The sequence below is a fragment of the Brevibacillus sp. SIMBA_040 genome, assembly GCF_046535075.1.
Taxonomy (GTDB): Bacteria; Bacillota; Bacilli; order Brevibacillales; family Brevibacillaceae; genus Brevibacillus.
The window spans coordinates 1-22992 of the sequence record NZ_JAWRXI010000016.1 but is presented as its reverse complement, the minus strand read 5'-3'; the positions used below and the strand labels follow the sequence as shown (position 1 = coordinate 22992).

General features: G+C 44.9%; 21 protein-coding genes and 3 pseudogenes. 8 read left to right on the top strand and 16 right to left on the bottom strand.

What is annotated here, in order from left to right:
- The first annotated feature begins 110 nt into the window (after positions 1-110).
- The 6 genes from SB752_RS23405 (at position 111) to SB752_RS23380 (ending at position 4449) form a co-directional block, all read left to right on the top strand.
- On the top strand, positions 111-911 hold the full coding sequence (locus SB752_RS23405; protein WP_410717941.1) for a metallophosphoesterase family protein: 801 nt from the start codon (positions 111-113) through the stop codon (positions 909-911).
- A gap of 159 nt (positions 912-1070) precedes the next feature.
- Positions 1071-1499 carry a disulfide oxidoreductase gene (locus SB752_RS23400; protein ID WP_103109037.1) on the top strand — a complete coding sequence of 143 codons (429 nt, stop codon included), beginning with the start codon at positions 1071-1073 and terminating at the stop codon, positions 1497-1499.
- Between the two features lie 4 nt (positions 1500-1503).
- Positions 1504-1974: a thioredoxin family protein gene (locus SB752_RS23395; RefSeq protein WP_410717940.1), complete on the top strand. Its 471-nt coding sequence runs from the start codon at positions 1504-1506 to the stop codon at positions 1972-1974.
- A gap of 171 nt (positions 1975-2145) precedes the next feature.
- Positions 2146-3015, top strand: a complete 870-nt coding sequence (gene ctaG, locus SB752_RS23390) for a cytochrome c oxidase assembly factor CtaG (RefSeq protein WP_410717939.1) — start codon at positions 2146-2148, stop codon at positions 3013-3015.
- A gap of 37 nt (positions 3016-3052) precedes the next feature.
- A complete protein-coding gene (locus SB752_RS23385) occupies positions 3053-3655 on the top strand; it encodes an SCO family protein (RefSeq protein WP_410717938.1) in 603 nt (200 codons plus the stop codon).
- 14 nt (positions 3656-3669) lie between these two features.
- Positions 3670-4449, top strand: a complete 780-nt coding sequence (locus tag SB752_RS23380) for a FixH family protein (RefSeq protein ID WP_410717937.1) — start codon at positions 3670-3672, stop codon at positions 4447-4449.
- 70 nt (positions 4450-4519) lie between these two features.
- Here SB752_RS23380 and SB752_RS23375 read toward each other — a convergent pair whose 3' ends face one another.
- The 3 genes from SB752_RS23375 to SB752_RS23365 form a co-directional block, all read right to left on the bottom strand.
- The gene (locus SB752_RS23375) at positions 4520-4849 is read right to left on the bottom strand and encodes a transporter (RefSeq protein ID WP_410717936.1); all 330 of its coding nucleotides are present in this window, start codon (positions 4847-4849) and stop codon (positions 4520-4522) included.
- A 114-nt stretch (positions 4850-4963) separates the two neighbouring features.
- Positions 4964-5950: a C40 family peptidase gene (locus SB752_RS23370; protein ID WP_410717935.1), complete on the bottom strand. Its 987-nt coding sequence runs from the start codon at positions 5948-5950 to the stop codon at positions 4964-4966.
- 216 nt (positions 5951-6166) lie between these two features.
- Positions 6167-7348: a UDP-N-acetylmuramoyl-tripeptide--D-alanyl-D-alanine ligase gene (locus tag SB752_RS23365; RefSeq protein WP_410717934.1), complete on the bottom strand. Its 1182-nt coding sequence runs from the start codon at positions 7346-7348 to the stop codon at positions 6167-6169.
- Between the two features lie 159 nt (positions 7349-7507).
- Between SB752_RS23365 and SB752_RS23360 the strand changes: the two genes are divergently transcribed.
- Complete coding sequence (locus SB752_RS23360) at positions 7508-8563, top strand: CapA family protein (RefSeq protein WP_410717933.1); 1056 nt, start codon at positions 7508-7510, stop codon at positions 8561-8563.
- Between the two features lie 88 nt (positions 8564-8651).
- Here SB752_RS23360 and SB752_RS23355 read toward each other — a convergent pair whose 3' ends face one another.
- The 10 genes and pseudogenes from SB752_RS23355 to SB752_RS23310 form a co-directional block, all read right to left on the bottom strand.
- Positions 8652-9152: a CarD family transcriptional regulator gene (locus SB752_RS23355; protein ID WP_410717932.1), complete on the bottom strand. Its 501-nt coding sequence runs from the start codon at positions 9150-9152 to the stop codon at positions 8652-8654.
- A gap of 164 nt (positions 9153-9316) precedes the next feature.
- Positions 9317-9775 carry a DMT family transporter gene (locus tag SB752_RS23350; protein ID WP_410717931.1) on the bottom strand — a complete coding sequence of 153 codons (459 nt, stop codon included), beginning with the start codon at positions 9773-9775 and terminating at the stop codon, positions 9317-9319.
- Between the two features lie 18 nt (positions 9776-9793).
- Positions 9794-10492, bottom strand: a complete 699-nt coding sequence (locus SB752_RS23345) for a Crp/Fnr family transcriptional regulator (protein WP_410717930.1) — start codon at positions 10490-10492, stop codon at positions 9794-9796.
- 42 nt (positions 10493-10534) lie between these two features.
- Positions 10535-10960, bottom strand: a complete 426-nt coding sequence (locus SB752_RS23340; protein WP_410717929.1) for a DMT family transporter — start codon at positions 10958-10960, stop codon at positions 10535-10537.
- Positions 10961-11329: 369 nt separating this feature from the next.
- On the bottom strand, positions 11330-11665 hold the full coding sequence (locus SB752_RS23335) for a hypothetical protein (RefSeq protein WP_410717928.1): 336 nt from the start codon (positions 11663-11665) through the stop codon (positions 11330-11332).
- Positions 11666-11796: 131 nt separating this feature from the next.
- The gene (locus SB752_RS23330; RefSeq protein ID WP_410717927.1) at positions 11797-12138 is read right to left on the bottom strand and encodes a hypothetical protein; all 342 of its coding nucleotides are present in this window, start codon (positions 12136-12138) and stop codon (positions 11797-11799) included.
- Between the two features lie 446 nt (positions 12139-12584).
- Entirely contained in the window at positions 12585-15533 is a 2949-nt protein-coding gene (locus SB752_RS23325; RefSeq protein WP_410717926.1) for a hybrid sensor histidine kinase/response regulator, read from the bottom strand.
- Between the two features lie 530 nt (positions 15534-16063).
- A complete protein-coding gene (locus SB752_RS23320) occupies positions 16064-16192 on the bottom strand; it encodes a hypothetical protein (RefSeq protein WP_410717925.1) in 129 nt (42 codons plus the stop codon).
- A gap of 125 nt (positions 16193-16317) precedes the next feature.
- Positions 16318-16656: a hypothetical protein gene (locus SB752_RS23315; RefSeq protein WP_410717924.1), complete on the bottom strand. Its 339-nt coding sequence runs from the start codon at positions 16654-16656 to the stop codon at positions 16318-16320.
- A gap of 554 nt (positions 16657-17210) precedes the next feature.
- Positions 17211-17783: pseudogene (locus tag SB752_RS23310) on the bottom strand (Ig-like domain-containing protein); the annotation flags it as partial.
- 1589 nt (positions 17784-19372) lie between these two features.
- Here SB752_RS23310 and SB752_RS23305 point away from each other — a divergent pair.
- A complete protein-coding gene (locus SB752_RS23305; protein WP_410717923.1) occupies positions 19373-19525 on the top strand; it encodes a hypothetical protein in 153 nt (50 codons plus the stop codon).
- A gap of 50 nt (positions 19526-19575) precedes the next feature.
- On the opposite strand, the pseudogene SB752_RS23300 reads toward SB752_RS23305, so the two are convergent.
- The 3 genes and pseudogenes from SB752_RS23300 to SB752_RS23290 all read right to left on the bottom strand — a co-directional run.
- Positions 19576-19950: pseudogene (locus SB752_RS23300) on the bottom strand (sigma-70 family RNA polymerase sigma factor); the annotation flags it as partial.
- Between the two features lie 35 nt (positions 19951-19985).
- Complete coding sequence (locus SB752_RS23295; protein ID WP_410717922.1) at positions 19986-21485, bottom strand: recombinase family protein; 1500 nt, start codon at positions 21483-21485, stop codon at positions 19986-19988.
- 437 nt (positions 21486-21922) lie between these two features.
- Positions 21923-22848 (bottom strand): annotated as a pseudogene (locus tag SB752_RS23290) (VanZ family protein).
- Positions 22849-22992: the final 144 nt, after the last annotated feature.

Here is a 22992-nt window from a genome sequence, read left to right as displayed (position 1 = left end):
CCCCGCATCCATGCATCGCACCCCCAGCACCTTATTCAATCACCCTACTCGCTTTTGTACATATGCTAATAAGAACGATAGATCGGATTTAGAAGGAGGGGAATGGAGGTATGGCCACCTATTTTGTCTCAGATATTCATGGACAGTATCAAGCCTTTCAGCAAGCACTTCGCAACGCTTCCTTCTCACCGCAACGCAATGATCAGCTCTATGTGCTAGGAGACATGATTGATCGTGGACCCGAATCGAAAGAAGTCCTGCTGGATTTACTTGCGATGCGTCAAGCGTATCCAGAGCAAATCGTCATACTAAAAGGCAATCACGAGCAAATGTTTGAGGATTGGCTACAAAGAAGCGGGAATTCTGAAAATTACCTCCGGTTTAATGGAGGTGATGCGACCATCCGTTCCTTTTTGGGTAATCACCCACTGCGCCGTGCCTTTATTGGCTCGATGCCCTCCGAACAAGCACAGGAAGAAGCTCGTCAACTTATCCTGTCCCGCTACCCTGAACTGCTGCCGGCTCTTGCCTCCCTCCCACTCTACGTAGAGCTTCCAGCGAATCCGCAGACAGGTGCTCCCGCTGTCCTCCTCGTTCACGCTGGTATCCGTCCGGGAATCCCGTTGCAACAACAGTCACCTGAAGATCTGTTGTGGATTCGGGAGCCCTTTTACCTTTATTATGAAGGAGAGCGCCCTATTGTTTTCGGTCATACACCTGTACCTAAATTGCCTGACTACGGGGGCTTTGGACCATGGAGACGCAATAACTTGGTAGGTATTGATGGTGGCGCTGCTTATCGCCGTGGCGTTATGCTGGTGGAATGGCCTTCGCTACAAAGCATATTTGTGCCCATCCATGAAGCGACGTCCTCTCCTAACGTCCGGATGAATGAACCATATAAATTGTAAGCGACCAATCAGGTGCGCTTACCTGCTGCATAAGGCAACAGGTAGCCTGCCATTCCTTCCATTTTGGACAAGCATTGCCAGCTATGCCTTTCACAAATTGTTACTTTTTATAATCTACTTCCGATTCGTAATATGTTAAGATATGGACGAGGTGTTGTTATGAAACGTGAACAAGTCGCTGAGCAAGCAATGTTCTTCTCTTGGGGAATCTCCCTCATTGCTACAGCAGGCAGTCTCTTTTTTTCAGAAGTACTGAAATACATACCATGCGATCTATGCTGGTACCAGCGCATCTTGATGTATCCGCTCATCATCCTCCTCGGGATCGCAAGTGCCAAAAAAGACTACAAAATGTCGATGTACGCACTGGTTCTTTCGTTGATTGGTGGTGGAATTTCGCTTTATCATTACCTCGTCCAAAAGGTTCCGGCGCTGCATGACCTGGGTAATGCTTGCGGCATTGTACCTTGCAATACGGACTATATCAACTGGTTTGGATTCATAACGATTCCATTTTTGGCTTTAATCGCTTTTACCTTGATTAGCATCCTGCAAGTTATTGTCATGAAAAACACAAAGGAGAACTGATGCCATGAAAAAGATTATTTTTCTTTCCATTCTCGTCGCAGCTTTGTTGATCGGCGCTATCGTTTACTCCGATATTTCCAATCGCGAAGCAGCAGCAGGTAATCCTTATGGAAAAGCAAACCTGAATCCAGCCACTATCGAGCAATTAAACGATCCTTTGTACGACAACCTGATCATGCCTGAGGAGCTACAGACAAAGCTCGCCAATAAAGATGAACTGTTCGTATACTACTACAGCCCAGTTTGCGAGCATTGCAAGGCAACCACTCCTGTACTCGTTCCTCTTGTAAAAGACATGCAAATCGATATGAAAAAACATAATCTACTGGAATTCAACGCTAGCTGGGACCAATACAACATCGAATTCACCCCTACACTTGTTCACTACAAAGATGGTAAGGAAGTAGCTCGTATGGTAGGTGGTCACGAAGCCAACGAATGGAAGACGTGGCTGGAAGAGCAGAAAAAATCATAAGCAACTAAGGTCTCCCTCTTTCGGGAGGCTTTTTCTATTGGATAATCGTGACATTCATGTGAACTCCTGCGTTTTCGATGGAAGAAATAGCCCGAACGAGTCATAAGGCTTTTTCATTCTTTGCCTATAATGAGTACTGGGGAAGATCCTTGGAAAACGGAGGTAAGACCATTGACCCTCATTTATCTGACGGAAACCTTTGGCTTTCGGGCGACATGGAACCCGGAGCTGATGCTACTGACTGCTTTGCTTGCTGTGGCGTATTTTTCCTTTATTGGCCCTCTGCGTCATACATTTGCGGATTCCACTCCCGCTACGCGGAGACAAAAGATATCCTTTTCGCTTGGCCTCGTGCTCTTTTACTTTGGCATGGGCAGTCCGCTAAACGTAGCCGGACACTTTTTATTCAGTGCCCATATGCTGCAGCAGTCTCTTTTATATTTGATCATGCCGCTGCTATTGCTCTACGGAATGCCAAGATGGCTGCTGCGTCCGCTAACTTCACGCAATTGGTCGAGACGTTTACTTAGTGTCATCACTCATCCTATTCCTGCTGTTCTCTTGTTTAATAGCCTGTTTTCGTTTTATCATATGCCTGTTGTCCTGGATCTGGCGATGAACAACCTGGCCGTACATAATATGATTCACCTTGTGCTGCTTGTCGCTGCCTTGATTATGTGGACACCTGTGCTCGCACCGTTCCCGGAGATTAACCGCTTGACTGATCTGCAAAAGCTGGCCTATCTTTTCGCCAATGGCGTACTTCTCACGCCAGCTTGTGCCTTGATCATCTTTTCGGAAACAGCTATGTACGAAACGTATGTAAACGGTCCGTCCTTGCTTTGTGCGCCATTCTTTTCGGCTCCTATCGACAAGTCTATGTTTGCTGTTCCGCTCCCTCCTCACGAGGATCAGAGACTTGGCGGGATCATTATGAAGCTGATACAGGAAATGACGTATGGTGTAGTGCTCGCCTACATTTTTACAGCTTGGTACAAAAAGGAAAAGAATCAGCCTGAGGATGAATTGTTGCCACAATAACAATTCTGCAACCAAATCTACCAAGGAGGCGCGCTTGATGTCTGTCCCTACAACCACTGCTCTTCGCATAAGACGACTGCTTATACTTTTGCCGTTGCTCGTGCTCGCTGCATTGGTCGCCTCCTGGTTTTGGGGCGGCTCAAAAAATGCACAGTCTACGCTCCCCGATGTTACATTGGAAACGCTCGATGGACATGCTTATGCCCTCACCCCAAAACCGGGGAGCATTCGTCTGGTCGAGCTGATCTACACACGCTGTCCCGACATTTGTCCGACAACCACGATCAAAATGGTGCAATTGCAAAAACGCCTGCAGGAAGCCAATTTGATGGGCAATGGGGTCGAGTTTTTGACGGTCACCATCGATCCTGAAAATGACACCCCTGATGTACTCAAGTACTATGCGAAGCAATTAGGAATTCAACCGCAGGGCTGGACGATTCTGCGCGGTGATGAGCAGACGACCCGAACAATAACGAGTTCCCTTGGCTTTATCGCCAATAAAATGGAGGATGGTTTTATCTCTCATACTTCCAGCACGTATTTGGTCGACCAAAATAATAAAGTCACGCGCAAGTTTGGCATGGGGGAGGATTTTGATCCTGACCAAATATATCAAGAGCTTCTGAACGTTAAATAAGGAAGGTAATGACAATGAAACGCTATTTATTTTTTTTACTATGTACGGTTGCACTCATCGCAACGGCTTGTGGCAATGACAACAGCGCAAATACCGATCTTGGCTCCGGTGCACCTGTAGAGGCCTCCTTCTCTTTTGCTCCTGAACAGCCAGTAGTAGGAGAAACGATTACGTTTTCTGTAAAAGTGACCCAAGAAGGAAATCCTGTTGATGACGCCAAGGAAGTAAAATTTGAGTGGTGGAAGGATGGCCAGGAGCAGCATGTGACCATTCCCGCTGCCCTGACATCTGATGGGGTCTATACGGCCCAGCAAACCATCAGCGAGCCTGGCTCGTACTTTGTTTACTACCATGTAACGGCACGAGATTTTCACAATATGCAAAAGACCCCGTTTACAGTAAAGGGCTCGGCGGATGATCATGCTTCACATACGGCGCCAGCTACAGGCGCAGGTTCGGACCATCAGCATGGCAGTAATGCAGAGAGCGGAAATCACGCTGCAAGCGGCGTCGATTTTCACTTCATGCCTGCTGATGAAATCAAAACTTCCCAGCCCTCTACAGTGACGGTCCATCTGATGAAGGACAATCAGGCTTTTGCCGATGCATCGGTTAAATTCGAATACTGGCAAGGAAATGAAGAAAAGCACACATTTGTGGAGGCTACCCAATCCAAGCCCGGACAGTATGATAGCAGCATCTCCTTTCCAGCCGCTGGTTCTTATCAAGTAAATGTACACGTTGAAAAAGGGGACGTACACGATCATAAAGAGTTCCCACTGACAGTGCAGTAACGAGCATAAACAAAACGGCCTTTCCATTGCGGAGGGCCGTTTGTTGTATGGTGCTTGCATGTAGATATCTCTAGCAGGTAAAGTAGGCGATTCGATCCAGCTCTAAACCATAATACTCCCAGCGATTGTTTCTCCATCGATACCCTGTTACAGAATTACGACTGACGTATACGGGGTAAAACCAGAAGGAACGGCCATTTTTCAGCCAGATGTAGGTATAGCGATATAGGCAGGGATAAATCGCACCCCGATCAATGCGCCGTGTACCTCCATATCCACGTGCTCCTGGCGAACTGGGCGTCCTGCCTGGCGGAGGTCCTGGTGGTGGTGGATAACCACCTCCTGGAGGCGGCGGGTAGCCTCCGGGAGGATAACCTCCAGGGGGATATTGATATGACATGACGTTCACCTCCTACAAGTCTCCCTATAAGAGATGCAGCAAACGCACAGATGGTATGTGCGTTTGCCCTCGGTCATTCACCTATTTTTTCCGCTATTGCCTGCTTTGTGCCGCTTAGTAAGGTCGTCCACCCATGATGAAACGGTATCCCCAATGCGTATCTTTGAAATCAGTGATTTTGACCCCACCAGACTCTTTGGAAAACGTATTGAGCAGTTTATTATCTCCCATGTAGATAGCTACGTGCGTAATGCTTTGCTTCCCTACATCGATTCCTTTGTAATCGGACTCCTTATAACCCTTATAAGCCATGAAGAAGACGAGATCGCCCTTTTTCAGCTTATTAATATCCGTCGTGTAGCTGCCGTTTTTCTTTACATAATTCGCTTGGGAGCGTGCTCCCCCGCGTCCCATGTCAATATTTGCGCCCTCCAGGTAAGCCCACATTGTCAGCTCAGAGCAATCCATTGTTTTTTTATTAGAGCGGGTCGATCCGTACTCGTACGGCGTGCCCATATATTTCTTACCTGCTGCAATCACTTTATCTCCCAAAGCAGACGAGGCATTGTTCTCTGTCCCGCCAGGAGCTGGTTTTGATCCGGCACCAGTATCTGCTGGAAGTATCCGGCGCGCACCAACTAATTTTTTTGAATAATCGCTCACATTTTTGACTACGACAGCGTCTTCGCCTTGGGATGAGTAGATGTATTTGTTATCTCCGATATAAACACCCATAAAGCTTGGCGCTCCTGTTCCATTCGAGGAAAAGAACAAGAGGTCACCCTCCTGAATATCCTTCGCCGACACTTTTTCCCCCGCCTTATACAGCATTGGAATCGTGTCCTCAATCGTTATGCCTGCTTTTTTGTATATGTATGTTGCCAAACCTGCTGAGCCAAATGAATTTGGTCCCATTGCGCCATATTTGTAATCTTTTCCGACCAGCGCTTTTGCTTGTGATACTACTTCTGCTGTCGCTTTCGCAGACGCTTGTGAATCCACAGTCTTAGCTGCAGCATGTCCACCTTCAGCAAACATGAGCAGGGATGTACTCAGCATGACGGCGACAGTCGACTTTTGCAACCAATCTCGTTTCGTCATTCGTTCTCCTCCTGGCTGTGTTTTTCCCAACGGATTGGGTACAAAAACCAGTTTACTGGAAGAATAGAGCTCGTATAAGGCTGTAAATCTTTCCAATCGAGGATTTGATTACATAGTAGGATGACCATTGTCCTATCTTGACAACACCCCAACACATGGAAAAAAGCCCTTGTCCTTCCTGATTGACAAGAGCTTCGACAGTATATTCACTAGTGTCTATCCTTTCTTTTGGGACCAGATTTTTCCTGTTTGCTTGCATAGAAACACAACTGTTTCTCCCATCTTTAACCGATGAGAGCCTTTTACGAGAAACGATGTGTCCGGCCCCATCCGTTTCGCCAGCATCCGATGCAAGCGAGCTTTTGTCCTGCAATGCACCACCCGATCTGCAGGAAAGCCTGAGCGAATTGCTCCCCTCGCAATATGGCGGGCACTATTTCCTAGTGTAAAGAGGTAATCTACGGCTTTTTGACTTAAATAGCGTCCTACATCTTCGTGTCCCTGTACTTCATAGGATCCCATTTCCAGCATACTTGCCAAAACCGCCACCTTCGTCCCACTTCCTACCTGGCAGAGAACATCAATCGCCGCTTTGGCAGCATGGGGATTCGAGCTGTACGTATCGTCTAGCACCTGCACGTTTCCCGTGAAGCGATATCGTGTCAAGCGTTTTCGCTGCTGCTGGAAGGTCCTCAGTCCTTCTCTGATCGTGCTGACAGGAAAGCCCAGTGTGTGCGCAACTGCTATCGCAAAAAGTGCATTGTAAATATTGTGTTCTCCGAGAGTAGGAATAAAAAAGGATTCTTTTGTATCGTTCATACTGCAAAGAAAGGTAATGCCCCGCTCATCCATCGTAATATCACTGGCCTGATAATTCGCTTCACATTGAATTCCAATCGTAATAAACGTTCCTGCAAACGAGCCTGTATAAGGCTGCTGCATCAGCTTATCGGTGTACGAACAATCCGCGCTTAAAAAGACTTTCCCCGTTGTTTTCATATGTCGAATCAATTCTGATTTGGCTTTTGCTACTCCTGCGATCTGCCCGCCGAAATTACCGATATGGGCCGTTCCAATGTTCGTGATGACGCCTATTGATGGTTTAATAATCTGGCAATGCTTTTTTATATCGCCACTGTTCAGCATGCCGAATTCGAGGACAGCCGCTTTGTGCTCGTCCTTGATTCGTCTAGCATGCGCCCTCGTATTCCCCAAAAAATTCCTGTTATACATGGATTTATAGATGCTCCAATGTCTACTAAGGATAGACGATATCATTTCCTTGGTCGTTGTTTTGCCTGCACTTCCTGTCACGGCGATAACCGGTTTATCCAGGATGAGCGTTTTTACAGGCTTTAGCGCAGGTTTGAGCGCTTTCTTTCCCCCGGTCCTTCTCACTGGCACCCTCCCCTTTACCTCGGTTACCTCACGATCAGCTTTCACATTGTATGAGTATCTGAGACAGCCTGTATAGACCGATATCTATGAAAACGTTCCGCTTCTATCCAAAACAAGCGGACGACTCCCAGAATAGAGTAGGAAAGAGAGGTGAAGCCAATGAAACAAAAGGTAACGATAGCCGCGGTTGGGGATATTCTCATGTGGAGAGAGCAAATCGCAACTGCTCACATTCCCGGGACGAACCAGTATTCATTCGCGGACATGTTTGCTCCTGTCGCTCCTATCCTGCAGGGCGCGGATCTGACCATCGGAAATCTGGAAACGACCTTTTCCGGGAGCACGCAGCCCTATCAAATCGGGTCAGCACGAGAAGGCTACCCTCGCTTCAATTGTCCTGATGCTCTCGCTGCTGATTTGAAAAAGGTAGGCTTTGATGTACTGACGACCGTCAACAACCATTGTCTTGATGGGGGCACAAACGGACTTTTTCGAACGCTGGATATACTCGATCAGCATCAAATTGATCACACAGGCACATACCGCAATCAACAAGATGCCTCTACCTATCTGATTAAAGAGGTGAATGGCATCCGCATCGGGATTCTGGCTTATACGTACGGAACGAACAAACAGCAAATCCCGCCAAACTCTCCTTGGGTAGTCAATCTGCTCATCCAGGAAAAGATTTTGCAAGATATCTCGCGCCTACGTCCCCTTGTCGATCTCCTGATTGTGTGTCTTCATTTTGGACTCGAATTCCGTTATATCCCGACCAAAAGACAAAGACTGCTTGCTCAAAGCATTTTGGATCAGGGGGCAGACGTCATTCTTGGCGCTCACCCTCATGTATTGCAGCCAGTCGTAACCCCGAAGATCAAAACACCCGATGGACAAATCAGACGTACCGTTGTCGCATACTCACTCGGAAATTTCACTTCTGAACGTATGCTTAATTTCGAAACTTCATTATGTGGCGCAATTTTACGCTTGACCGTGGAAAAAGATGAACAAGAGCAAACAGAAATTACGCACATCTCTGTCGTGCCTACCTTTTCCCACCGCTTTTTTTCGGGGGGACGTGTCCGGTATCGCGTCATTCCGATGCGTTCTGCGCTGCTTTCCCCGGACAAATTTCTGACGCTGACGCAGCGTAAGAAGCTCAGGCTGCTCTTTGGCCACTCCAGGCGCACGATCGGTCCACGGTTTATATAGAAAACAAAAAGGGGTGAGATTGCCAGCGCAGTCCCACCCCTATTTCCTATTCCTATTATGAATCAGTGCATACAGTAACAGCTGGAGCTTACGGCGCTACCTGTGCCTCTTCTTTATAAAGCTCCTGCTTCAAACATTCGGAAGCTGCATTAAAATCCAAACTTTTTACGAGCTCAATTTCACTGATGAGGAGCTGTTGTGCCTGATCCAGCATGATTTTATCTCCTGTCCCGAGCACCTTTCCTTTGCTGATCAGGAACAAATCGCGGATAACCTCGGCACCATCGTAAATATTGCCGCTCTTCATTTTTTCCGTGTTCACTTTGTACCGCTGTGCTGCATTGATGCTTACATCGGGTTTCCCCTCATGCAAAACCCCCAACACATGCGCCAAAATATCTGCTTCAACTACCTGGCGTATACCCAGAGCGGACATTTTTTCAACAGGGACCATAATGTGTAGATCTTTTAACATCATGTTTAGTACAAAATACAGATGCTTTTCCCCTAGAAACTCCTTCTCCTCCATGACCTCGATGATTCCAGCACCGTGCATGGGATAAAAAATCTTGTCTCCAACTTGAAACATACGTCCACCTCCTTCAATACGATCCATTTCATTATACCACAGATTTTCGTTTTAAAGTTTTTAATTTTATCACAGGGAATTATTTTAAGTCAATATTTTATTTTGGATAAAATTTCATGTAGAGAAAAAGGAAATGATGTCCTCCGAGCTGCTTCCCGGAGAGGTTAACCACCTTTTTGAACCGCACGTCCCCCACCCACTTTAAACACGATCACCCCAGCGATAATGACCAGCACACCAAACAACTGCTTGCTTGTAAAAGGGACTTGTTCCAGGCCGAACAAGCCAAGTGAATCCCACAGGAGGGCGAAGCCTAGCTGAGACGTAAGGACAATCGAGATCGCATACGTAGGCCCAAGCAATCTGATCCCCTGTACTAGACTGATAACTACCCCGACACCGATTATTCCGCTGAACCAATACCAGGGCTGCATATTCGATATGGAAAACAAGTGCTTCCCCTCTAGTAGCAGCCCTATGCCAAACGAAGCGAGAAATCCCATTCCCAAAACAAGCGTGGTAGTTGTCCATGTCCCCGCGTGTTCATTCACTTTACTGTTGAATATATTTTGTAAGCTGACCAATGCGCCAGCGGTAAGTGCCAGTAACAGCCCAACAATCATGTTGCTTTCCCCTTTCGTTCATTCATAAATATTGCCTCTTGCCAGTACAGCGAGTCCTCCCCTGTCTTTTACGACGATGTATCCTTTATTTCGTTCAATCAAGCCATCTGCACACATTTGCCCGATGACGCGATTCAGATGTCGATAGCTCGTGCCAATCAGATTTGCGGCATCCAGTAGCTGATCCGATCCGAGTTGTCCTTTCATCAATGAATCAGATTCATCATAGGAAACGGATAGCAAATAGCTGGCCAGCCGCACCTCTACCGGATGCATTAGATTGAAACTGAGCGAATTGGATTTGATCGTAAATTTTTTCGTAAGGGTCTCCAGTAAAAATTGCAGGAAGGGAGCGTAATCAGAGCTGTATTTTTTCAATAACCGATGCTGAATACCGAGCATCCATACCGTCGATACAGCCTCTACCGTATTGAGGTTCTCCATCTCCCGCACGTATTCGATCTCTCCGATCACCTCCAGCGGTGTCTTGAAGGATAAGATCAGTGTCTTCCCCTCTGACGTCGTCGTGTAGATTTTCACTTTTCCTTTAACGAGCACATACAAAACATGCGCTTGCTCTCCTTGGGCGCATATGAGCTCACCTGGATCAAAACGAAACAGCGATAATTGAGGAAGCAGCTGCTTATGAAACACAGACTCTAGCTGATACTCACGCAAAAAATGGTTTAGTTGCTCACGATCCGAGATTTCGTTCATAACTTCGTTCCCTCCAGCCCTTCTCTCACCGCTTTTCATCTTCTAAAATCTCAAAATGACTACACCCGCGATCATAAGACCTATCCCGATAATATGAGGGAGTCTCATCCGCTGCTTTGCCACACCAAACCATCCATTACTATCAATAATAAAGGTCAAGCTCAGCTGCGCAATCAAGATGGCGGATATCGTCAGCGTAGCACCGATCTGGTGAATCGCAGTGACATTGCCAAAAATAATGACCGCCGCCAAAGCACCACCCGCCAAATATATTGGCTGGACTCTTTTCAATCCTAGCCATTTTCCATCCCGCACGACAAGCAAAATGCATAAGGCCGTAATAAAACCGGTAAGCTGGGTGAGTGTCGCCGTCTGCCAGGTTCCTATATCTTGGCTGATTCGGGAATTCGCTACTCCTTGCAAGGTAATGAAAGCCCCACCGATAAATGCGAAGAAACTGCCTTTCATTTCACTCTCTCCTTGAGGTCTTTTTCCTTAATTAAAGGATAGAACCTGACTTGGAAGAAAGGACATATGTCCTTTACTTTGCTCCGTACCTTTTGTAAACACGCCCCCACAAAGCGGACAAACCCTTCTCTTTATGAAATTCGTTACAGCGTTAGAATTTTTGTAAAATTATATACTTTTTGTATAATAATAGGGAAAGGAGTGGATGGAATGAGCAAATTTGAAAAGGTGATGTTGTATATTTTGAGCTTTATCCTTTTTCCGATCGGTTTTATCACGTGGATCATTTCGTTATTTAACCAAAACCCGCAAATGAAAAAGGTCGGACGAACCGCTTTATACTTTTCACTAGCTTCTTTTTGCGTCCAGCTATTGATTGGGGCTGCTAATTTTATTTTGTATACGAATGTGACAGTTCGATAGAGTGAGAGTCAAAGAAACATCGCTTGCATTTGAAGTCATAATGATTGTGATGTTTCCCTCTAACGCCGCCAGTGTAGTATTCCCTAACGTTACAGTCACTACGTTATTATCTACACTGAAGATGTCATCGCTCTCAAAAGAAAAGTTTCCTGATGCACTATTCAACGTAAAATCATCAACTAATTCATGTTCGTTACCATAAACTTGTTCTGAGAAAGTGATCTTTATTTTATCTCCAGCATCTACAGCATCTAAACAAGGAAACTTCTGATAGAGTCCCATACTCAGTTCCCTCTGATCACCTCCCCTCTCCTATAGCAGGCAATAAAAATAACCCCGATCGGTTCGAGGCCGGCTTACTGTCTGGTGTAAAAAGAAAGAGGAGCTGCAAATGCGGCTCCTCCTCGAATCAATTAAAGTACATTTTTCTTAACTGTATAGGTCTCCAATGCGCCATTCGCTGCTTTAACAACCACCTTCACAAATGACGTTCCTGAAGAACCATTAAGGACTGGATCGATTTCTGGTGCTTCATCCGAGTCATTGAACTCCGTTTCAGTTGTAATAACCGTGTTGACTGGTACAATCTTGAACGTCGCTCCAGCGTCATTCGTTTGCAAACTGCTCCGCAACTGTGTAGTTGTAACAGGACCGTAGTCATACGAAACCCAGATCGTTAACGGTTCGTTGAGATTAATATAAGAGAACATGTTTCCATTTCGTACTGTAATCGTTGCATCACTGCTTAACGGCACGCTATTCTCGTCTTATTCCTTTTCGGCATTATAACGAGTCTACACCGTGCGGGCGACTTTCATCGCACACGGCGTTCCATCAACAGATAAAAGGTGCTCCTTCCGCGCGAGATTTACAATGGGCATGATCATCCTATCAAACTACAATCAACAAAGAATAAACAAGGAACTTCTGTTGGTGTCCGACCTTTGGTTCTGAAAAAGAAAAAGACGCCAAATGAGCGTCTCACAAAATCTCTCGATAAAATAAATCTGGGTAAACCGTTACTATGCCGTTTGAATCAACGGTAATGCTCTCCTGAAAATTCCCGCTTTACTATCGAAATAACGCTGATTCATTCCCTCTTTCAAGCAAGGTATAGCTCTGATTCACCTGTCTATAGCTCAACTCAGTGGCAGATATGTAAAAACTCTGATCTCCTGTTGTTGATTTAGATCATATACCTTCACTTACAAACCGTGAAGGAAACCTTTGTCCCCAGGTCGGGCTGGCTCTGTATCTGCAGACCTTTTCCGTATATTTGCTGTAAGCGTCGATGTGTATTCAAAAGACCTATCCCTGATTTTTGCTGACGATTTGTATCAAATAGGTGACGTAAGGTAATTTCGTCCATCCCTACCCCATCATCGCTGACAACGATTTCAGCACAATTCCCCACATTAGTAATTTGAATGCTGACAGTTCCCCCGCCTAAACGCTTCAAGACACCATGTCGAATTGCATTTTCTACAAGTGGTTGGATAGAAAGAGGGGGAATTTGCAATTCAAGATCATCATCGATGTCCCACTGAATCTTAAGCTTGTCATCGAAACGTACCTTCTCGATATACAAGTAAGACCGCACGAGATCCAGCTCCTGCGAAAGCGGAACAAGCCTTCTCGAATTACTAAAGTCAAAGCTTGCTTGTAAGAAGTCAGTCAAAGCTTCCAGCAGCCCACTCATCCGCTCAGAATCTACTAGCTTAAGAGCAGTGATAGCATTCAATGTGTTAAACAAAAAATGCGGCTCTATCTGTGCTTGTAGCCATGCTGCTTCCATTCGAAGCCTCTCTCGGGCCGACTGCTTCATACCCGTTAATGCTTGCACGCGTGACCTCAACTCTTGGGCATCCACAGGCTTTGACACATAATCGTTGGCTCCAGCTAAGAACCCTGTATGGATATCTTCTATTTGACTACGTGCTGTTAGGATCAGTACGGGCAGCTCAGAAAGGGAGTATCTCTCCCGAATGAGACGTGTCAACTCGTAACCAGATATGATCGGCATCATGACATCGGTAACAACCAGATCCAATTCTCGCTGCTCCAAAATAGACAAGGCCTCCTTTCCACTAGTCGTCTTGATGATGTCATGTTTCTCTGAGGAAAGGATATTGGCAAGGATCTGCAAGTTAACAGGATCATCGTCAACAGCCAAAACCGCTATTCTATCTTCAGGAATGCTTACTTGTTCTTCTAATTCAGCATCATTTGCCGTACTAGGAGCAGTAACCGAAATTTCCCGCTGTACCATATCTTCTGCTTGGTGATTGGAAAGATCGGGCATTTGTTCATTTTCCTTCGCCAATGGAATGGAAAAACGAAAATGCGATCCCTTGTCCGGCTCAGTGTACACCTCGATTTTCCCACCATGCAACTCTACAAGCTGCTTAGCGATACTCAGCCCAAGCCCAATACCACCACTCATAGCTTGCGTGTCATTGCCTCCTTGTTCATATGGCTGGAAAATACGTGTAAGAGTTTGTTCGTCCATGCCGATGCCTGTATCAATAACACTGATCATTGCCATACCGTTCTCTTTTGTTGCATGGAGGGTTATGCTACCTTCGTTTGTATACTTTATGGCATTGTGAACCAGGTTGAACAAGATTTGAGTAAATCTGTTTTCATCAGCGATTATAGCTGGAAAACTATCTGGGATCTGGTTAATGAGTCGAATTGATTTGCCCTGCAGCATAAATCTCATCATATCAGTGATACCGTTTACGATACCCTGAATCTTGAGAGGACGGACATTCAGACGGATACCGTTCTCCTTCAATCTGGTTAAATCCAGTAAATCGTTCAATAAAAAGGACATGCGCTTCCCGACCGTAACGAGTAACTCAAGATCTGCTTTTCTCTTTTTATGGTGTTGGTTGTCCCAATCTTCCAAGACAGTTTGAGCGATATTAATCATCCCATGAAGTGGATTACGCAACTCATGTGACGTGTTTGCCAAGAAGATATCCTTCATTTTGTCAGCAGCTTGTAGTTGAGAAGCTAGCTCAGCGGTGCGCGTCGAAGCTCGAAAGTAACGTTTGAACCAAAACGAGGCAAACATCAAGAATGCTACAATCAAGTCAATTGGGTAATAACCGATATCTGGCCAGAAAAGTCCCTTAATAAAACCGCCAAGGACATTTGTCAGAATGCTGCTGATTCCCAAAGAAATAAAGATCGCATCTTCATCAACGGTTACTGCCGTTCGAACTGAAAGGACAAGCAAGATGATGCTTGCGATTAAGGTCAGACCGAAATAAAAAGATGCTAGAACCGTTGTCAGTTTGGCAGTCGTGAACAAAATAACTATCGCAGAGATGGCGCAAATCCAGAAGAACCAGTTGAAGATGTTTGCCTTCCTGGGAGAGACCAAAATGCTTTTGGCAAAGTGCATCAGGAATGCAGCCACACCAATTATAGCCAAATAAATGAGTTTTATAGACCATGGATAATCAATCGGTAGCCAAGTCAAAAGCAATCGGTCATCATCCATTAGGGTCATCAGCAACGCAAAGAGAATAAGTATAAAAAAGGAAAGTAGAGCCCTTTGTCGAGTACCAATTAGATATAGGATACAGACATAGATGGCATGCATGACTAAAACCGTGCACACAATCACTTGCATGCTGATTGAGAACCACCTGTCCCTTTCAACCGCCTGCTGATTGCCAAACTTGACGGAACTAATGATTCCTCCCCTTCGAAGATGATCGTAATTCGCTACTTGAACTACGATATCCAGTTCGCTTTGATCGGTGGTAAAGGTAGCGGTGTAAGGGACATTTCGAGCTATGTTTTGATCGAGTTTCTCAGCTGGCTTACCTGAGCTTCCAACCAAGTGACCATTTACAAATACTGCGGACGCGGATACTACATACGATAACTTGATACTATACAAACGCTGAGGATCAGGCTTGACCCATACACGCAAGCGATAGGTTCCGTAGCCAATTTTTGAGTTCGTCTCAGGATGTAAGGCTCCAGCCCAGTTACCTGGAACTTGAATGTAGGTAGGTCGATTACTAGTAGTGAATGTGTTCGGAATCAAAAGTTCGTGAGGATAGAATTCCCATTCTCCATTCAATGTCAGAACACGATTAGAATTGAAATCGAAGTCCCTGAGATCAAGCACTCCTTGTTCCGCTCCTTTGTGATTCGGCTCTGCAAGCAGTAGGTACCAAGTTGTCCGGATCGCTAAAAGGAAAATAATAAATAGGGTAATTAAAAGGAAGATCTTTCTTTTTGTCATAATTTTTGTTTTGTTTGACGCTAGTCAAAGCCTTTCCTTTCCTATTTATTCGTTGTTTTTCAAATTTCCTTTCTTCTCACTCTTTTTTCATTGCTCCCCCACAAAATTACATTTCTCTGTTACATATACTAATTTTACAGGTCTTAAGTTGTAAACCTCTTAAATCAAATGGATGTGTTTGTCTTTCATATTATTACATACTTCATGTGGATTTGGCTTATCTGTTCTGAGCCTGCTTTGTCCGGTAAAACTCGGTTAATTTTGTTGGACTCCAACTTCAGCTGCACAGCGTCCACGACTTCATCTGTTTCCGTTGCGACAGCCCCCTGCACGTTTTACTTTGAATTTGGGGTCAGTATATCCGACCCCTTCCGTAGCTTTGATGAAGACTCCTTTTACTCTGTATGTGTCCTTCATGCCTGAGAGTGGATGCCGATAGCTCCCAGTGCTTCCATGAAAGCCAGTTTGCCAGCCTCCAAGAAATAAGATTCCTCTACACGAGTAACGCGTTCAGACAACGCATCGAACTTTTGCCCCTGCACCTTCCTCACCCCCTCGGGGTAACAAAAATAGCCACGCTAGGTACGAGGCTGGCCGTCATTCTTGGTGTTTTTAAAAAAAGGAGCCGCGTCTGCAGCTCCTCAGGAATAGAGAAAGTCGTTTGTTTTTAGTCGATGGACACAGTTAGATTCGGTGTAATGTCAATGTTTGGAGTAGTTGCAGTAAATTGGATAGTTGGCGAAAAAATAGTACTCGTAACCGTGTAACCAGGTACTACATCAGCATTCAGTTTCGTCGCGATTTGTGCCGCCACCTGCCAATCCATTAGTCCAGCTGTAACTGCTACGGTGTGTGGTACTCCACCAACTGTTACGGTGATGCTTCCAGTAACAGTTGCTCCTGTTTGCACTGTGAAGGTTGTTGATTCTGTTTGTCCGTCACTTCCGCCTGAAAGAAATGGACCCGTTACCATAGCAATCTGATTTACATTGGAACTAGTAGCCATGAAGTCGTTCCCAACTGTTCCTGTCTCATAGTACGTAATCGTGATTGTCGATCCAGATAGTGATGCATCAAAAAATGGGAGGTTGTCGATTAAAGTTTTTAGCTCTTCCATTGTACTGAAGGTGGTGCTACCGTTACCAATTTCCGCCTTGATAAAGCTTGTTCCTCCTACGTTGACTCCATCCCCATTTGATGGTGCTCTGTACTCTAGTTGAGACGATGCTTTTGTGCCTGGAAAGCCTTCCGTAACACTTCCTTGGGTTCCTGTTACTCCAGGATTGCTATTCTCGTCTTATACCATATGGCTTTATAACGAGCCTACACCGTACGGGCGACTTTCATCGCACACGGCGTTCCATCAACAAATAAAAAGGTCTCCTTTCGTCGTCTGAAACTTACAATGGGCATCTTCATTCTATCAAGCTACAATCAACAATGAATAAACAAGGAAACTTCTGATAGAGACCCATACTCAGCTACCCCTAAAAAACGCCCTTTCTGTTTGAATCAGCTTTACTGTGCCAGTTCTGGAAAACCAAGCACAAATTTCTTCTTTTACATGATTATGAAGCCCCAGGTATGACCCTTCGTCATTCCCAGGCTGTCAGTGTAATCAAAGGTGACGTTAGCAAAACTTGGTCCTGGGTCTGATTTCCGATAAACAATCAGATCCTTCCCCACTACTTCCACTCGGTCTAAACCACCACTGATCTTGAAGTTAGAAAAGGTAACGACTCCTCCATTCAAATCTTTGATGGCGTTGTGTAGGGGAATGCTATAGGGTTCTGGTCCGAGAATGGAAAAATTCGTTCCACTAATATATGCCGGATCGATGACGATAATAGGTGGTAGCGCTGGCAAAGTGACTAGGAAAGCATCCCAGACCGTTGCCCCTTTGGCATCGGTGGCTGTGACGGTCACTGTAACGATACCACTTTTACCGGGAACTCCTTGAATTTCTACGAGTCCAAATGCATCTACAGTGGCTGTAGCGATGCTTGCGTCACTCGAGACAACCGAGAATGTCAGAGGATCTCCATCCGGGTCGGAAAAATTCCCTGCCACGGATACAGACAACAAAGGCAACCCCGGAAACATCAATTGATCCGGAATGGGACTAACTACTACAGGTGCTTGATTGCTATTCTCGACTTATCCCCTTCTGTTTGTGAGGGTTTTCATTCGAGCCTACACCGTGCGGGCGACTTTCATCGCACACGGCGTTCCATCAACGAATAAGAAGATTCTTACAATGGGCTCGTTCAGATTATCATATCAATCTCTTTTTGAAACCTAGCTAAAGTTAGGTTGGTTGCTTAATATCCCCGATCGATTCGGGGCTGGTTCATGGTCTGGCTGGTAAAAAAATACCCCCGGGGTTTCCCGAGGGTTAATTGATTTACTTCCTAACATTAAATCGAAGGGATTACAGATGTTTTAGTCACTGACTTGTTTCCAGTTGCATCGACAGAGTACAGCGCAAAAGATACTCTCATCCCTGGAGCAAATGCAAAGTTTGCAACATTGTCTCCTTGATAGCTATAGTTGGAATGATGAGTACTTGTACTTGTATCATCTGCATCGGCTACTGGATCAACTAAATAATACAATTCATAGTGATCCCAGTCCGAATCAGTAGTCCCTACCCAGTTAAGACTAATTTGTCCCAACATTGATGGAGTTGCCACTAAGCTTGGCACCGCATCTGGAGGAGTTGTATCACTTGGTACGCTATTCTCGTCTTATACCTTTTCGGATTTATAACGAGCCTACACCGTGCGGGCGACTTTCATCGCACACGGCGTTCTATCAACAGTTAAAAAGGTATCCTTTCGTCGTCTGAAACTTACAATGGGCATCTTCATTCTATCAAGCTACAATCAACAAAGAATAAACAAGGAAACTTCTGATAGAAACCCATACTCAGCTCCCCCTAAAAAACGCCCTTTCTGGTTGAATCAGCATTACTGTGCCAGATCTGGAAAACCAAGCACACGAGTCGCTTCTTCACTTCATTACGAACCCTCTCCCATAGCAGGCAATAAAAATAGCCCCGCTCGGTTCGAGGCAACTCAAATTCTTCGTGATAAAAAATACCCCCGGGATTTCCCCCGAGGGCTGGTTGATGGAAATGATGATTACTCGATATTTTTGCTTGTTATATTGGACACACCTGCTCGCTGACCTCCATCAACAATCATCCGGAAATAATAGGAACCGGAAGCGTAGGACGGTAATTTTGCAATTACTTCATCCGTTGTAGAGGTAATAGGGCTATCCACTTCCGCATCTTGCCATGTTTGTTGGTCTGTTGAATATTGAATTTTAGCCGAAGTAACCCCGGTTAGTTGGGAAAATGACAGAAATACAAATACATCTCCCAGTTCATTTTTTGCGGAGCCATAAGCAGCGAAGTCAGTAATCGGTTTTGAGCTATTCTCGACTTATACCCTTAGCTTCGGGAGGGCTTTCGTTCGAGCCTACACCGTGCGGGCGACTTTCATCGCACACGGCGTTCCATCAACGGGTAAGAAAGTTTTTACAACGGGCATCTTCAGATTAACCTAATAACACGAGTTGGTAACCTATCTAAAGTTAATGCATTTCATCAGGGAGCCACTTCAGCAGCTCCTTATTAAATTAAACTAAAATACCCCCTAGGATATTTCCTAAGGGATACTCTAGTAAATGAGATGCTTTAAACTGGTGGTAATGCAGTGACAGTGATTTCATTAGAATATCCGGCCTTACTACCACCTACGACGACCAATCTGTACTTCACCGGTATTCCTATGAACGCTGGTGCTGAGGCTGTAGTTGAATTTGCGTCTAACGGGAATGGAGAATCATTCCACACGCCAGCTTCTTGAGACTGCTGTAACACTACACTAGTAGCACGGGCTTACTCCTGCCTACCTGTTTATCTGTTCTGCGCCTGCTTTGTCCTGTAAAACTCGTTAAACAGCTTCATAAGTGCACGCTTTTCGATCCGGGATACGTACGAACGGGAGATGCCAAGCTCTCGTGCAATTTCCCGCTGTGTTTTTTCTTTGTCCTGATCCAGGCCAAACCTGCCGATAATAACCTCTTTTTCCCGATCATCGAGGATGTGGATGTGCTGATAAATTTTGTTGGATTCCAACTTCAGTTGTACGGCATCCACGACTTCATCTGTTTCCGTTCCCAAGACGTCGATCAGGGTGATTTCATTCCCCTCTTTATCTGTCCCGATCGGGTCGTGCAAGGAAACGTCCTTCTTGGTTTTTTTCAGACTACGAAGGTGCATGAGGATTTCGATCTAAATGTCAAAAGGACGGCGTGGAAAGCCCCTTAAAAAGTGAATATCTCCACACTATCTTCAAACACTCGAACTTCCCTTACTACATGTCTTATAAGCTCTTTCTTATCCTCAAACGAAAGCTCATCGGGTGCCTTCGATAAATAATACTCTGCTGCTTCCTGAATCAAATTTCTACTGTATTGGTGATCACTCTGAAGTCTTGTCTGTTCGTTTAGCTCATTAAGCCGTCGATTCAATTTTTCTTCTTTTTCTTTCAGTTCCTTCAGCTCTTGTCGAATTTCTTCTTCACCAATGTCTTCCTCACCAGAAGCAAATAATTTAAGTAGTCGTTTTCGACCTGTTTTTATTTTTTCGAGTTCTTGTTGCAAACGATCCAGTTCCACTTGCTCAAATGGTGTCTCCACCTTTTCTTCTATGGCAGCTGCAATCTCATCTGGATTGTTTAACCAAGCACTAACCGTCTCCCAAACTTGGAGATCCAAGTAGTCACATCTTACATGACGACCGCAACCTTTATTTTTTGCACCTGCAGTATTCTTTATGTCAGTGTATTCAAACACATGCCGTCCCCAGTTCTTCGCCTTTCTACCAGGCATCGTATTTTCGCAGCTGCCGCAACGCACTAATCCACTCAACAGGTATTCGTTTAAACTTTGCCCAGCCCACCTTCTTCTTGATTCCTTAAGCAGGCGCTGTGCATGCTCAAATTTGGCTTCATCAATAATTGACGGGCAAGGCAATGATATCCAATCTTCTTTTGGTCGCATTTTCATACGTACTTTCTCATCCGGTTGGCGATATTGGTTACCCAACATTCCCTCAGTATTCCATTTATTCTGATAGAACCGGCCCACATATGCCTCGTTCATGAGCATCTGGCGGACAACCTGACGATGCCACACACTAGCTCCTCGCTTCGTAGGTACTCCTTTATTTGTTAAGTAAACCGCTATTCCATTTATGCCATGAACCAAATCATTAGGCTGAGTAAATAAATCAAATACCAGACGAACTACTGCCGCCTCAGCTTCATTTATGACAATTTGTTCCTTCTCAGAATTATAACCGTATCCGTATATCTGAAAGTCACGAAGAACACGACCTTGCCTTGCTTTTTCTCTTCTTCCGCGACTCATCCGTTCGTTAATTTTTGCCTTCTCAAACTCAGCAATTGCACCACGCATACTGTAAAACAGTTGGCCTTCTGGTGTTTTCGCATATTCTCCATTTACAAAAACCAGCTCTATTCCACGTTTATCAAATTCATCTGTTATGAGTAATTGATTCATTAGCTTCCGTGATAGCCTGTCGGGATCAAGACAGACGATTTTAGTAATTACTCCATCCTTTACATCTTGCCTCAACCGTGAGAGAGAAGGCCGATCAAGAAACTCTCCAGAAACATCATCTATATACTCAGCAACTTCACTCGTCCCGGCTTTCTTTCTGCACTCCCTTATCTGATCGTCGAGGCTGAATCCGCTTTTCGCTTGCTCTTCCGTACTCACCCTGGCGTATATTCCGACCATTTTGCTTCTCCTTCCTGTACTTTCCTAATAAATAATGATAGCAGGCAGAACGAATACTGTCAGTAGAATCGCCGGGTATCATTCTTATATGCATCGTTCATCCCCTCCTGTGGAGAGGATATTCAGATACGGCTTGTCAAAAGTAGAAAAACTTCACTAATGCTGTCGAAGAATTAATACTGGAGTGCGAAGCTGAGCAAATCTTTTGACAGCGCGCAGGCGTTCATTGTGGAGCTTGCCCTAGCAGATCGATCGTTTAGAGAGAACTTGAAACGATATATCATCGCCAGTGAAAAGAGTTTGTTTATTCGTATGATTACATGAAAAAAACTTTTAATGAAGAAACCCCCTCTTAAATTGGGGGCGGGTTAATTGAGCTAGTGGTGAATTTTTGATTACCCTACTTTTTGAGGCTCCATATGCATTGGTATTTCGCCTTATTCCTCGCGCTTTTCCCAACTCCAATAATATTTCATCTCCTGAAACGCAACATCCCATATTGTTTCTTTCCCTCAATGGTTATCGTAAGCTCATTTGCATTTTCGAGATAAACTAGTAACATATCTGGCTCATGGCGTTGACTTTCTGCAGAGGTAGACAGGAACTCCTGTCCGTCGACGGACACACTTAAACTCCCATGAAAATCCTTTTGATCGGGAATCCCATAATGCAAGGAGAGATAAAGCTCCTTATTGCCTAATGTATACGTGTACGTTTCAATATTATTGCCTTCGACACTATACACATTATATTTGGGTTCTACGGTTTGACCGCCAATTTTGAAATTGTATGGTTTTGTACCAGTAGATTTATTTCCGGTGCTGTCTGTCAATTCGTTCAACGTCACGAAAGGGCCAATATCTTTGATGAACGCTTTGTCAACGATCCCGAAGATTCCCCAAACCATGGTCATAAGGACAAGAATGGAAATTCCCGTAGCTGCTATATTTCTCCAGACATATTTTGTACGAAAGCCAAGTTTGTACGCACCGAATCCGACTGCTGCACCTAATGAGTTCTGAATTACGTCGTCAACATCGAAGCTGCCGAGTAAAGTTAGTGCCTGAATCGTTTCAATCACGAGAATGGACAGGATGAACATTGCAATGAATCTAATAAAACTGGTCCGATATAACAACGGAATCAATATGCCAAAAGGGATGAATGCAGCGATGTTTCCAAAACCAACGAAGTCCATCAGAGTAGGATGTAGAAGATCTGATACACTTGGCAACCTAAAAAAACTGTCCGGTAAAAAAATGAAGACGTAACTCGTCCTTTGATCCAAGGAATCTCCTCTACCGAACGCTAGAAATATAAAATAAAGAATCACAATTGTATAGAATATGGCTATGGCAAACATAATTTTACGCTGCTGTGTAGTAATGACAAGCACCGACTCGCCTTTACCATATAACCTAGATAGATTCGGGTCTGTCAAGATTTTTGTGTAAACTCAATCAACCGATATATGAAAAGGTTTCATCCCCCTAATTAGGACATCTTT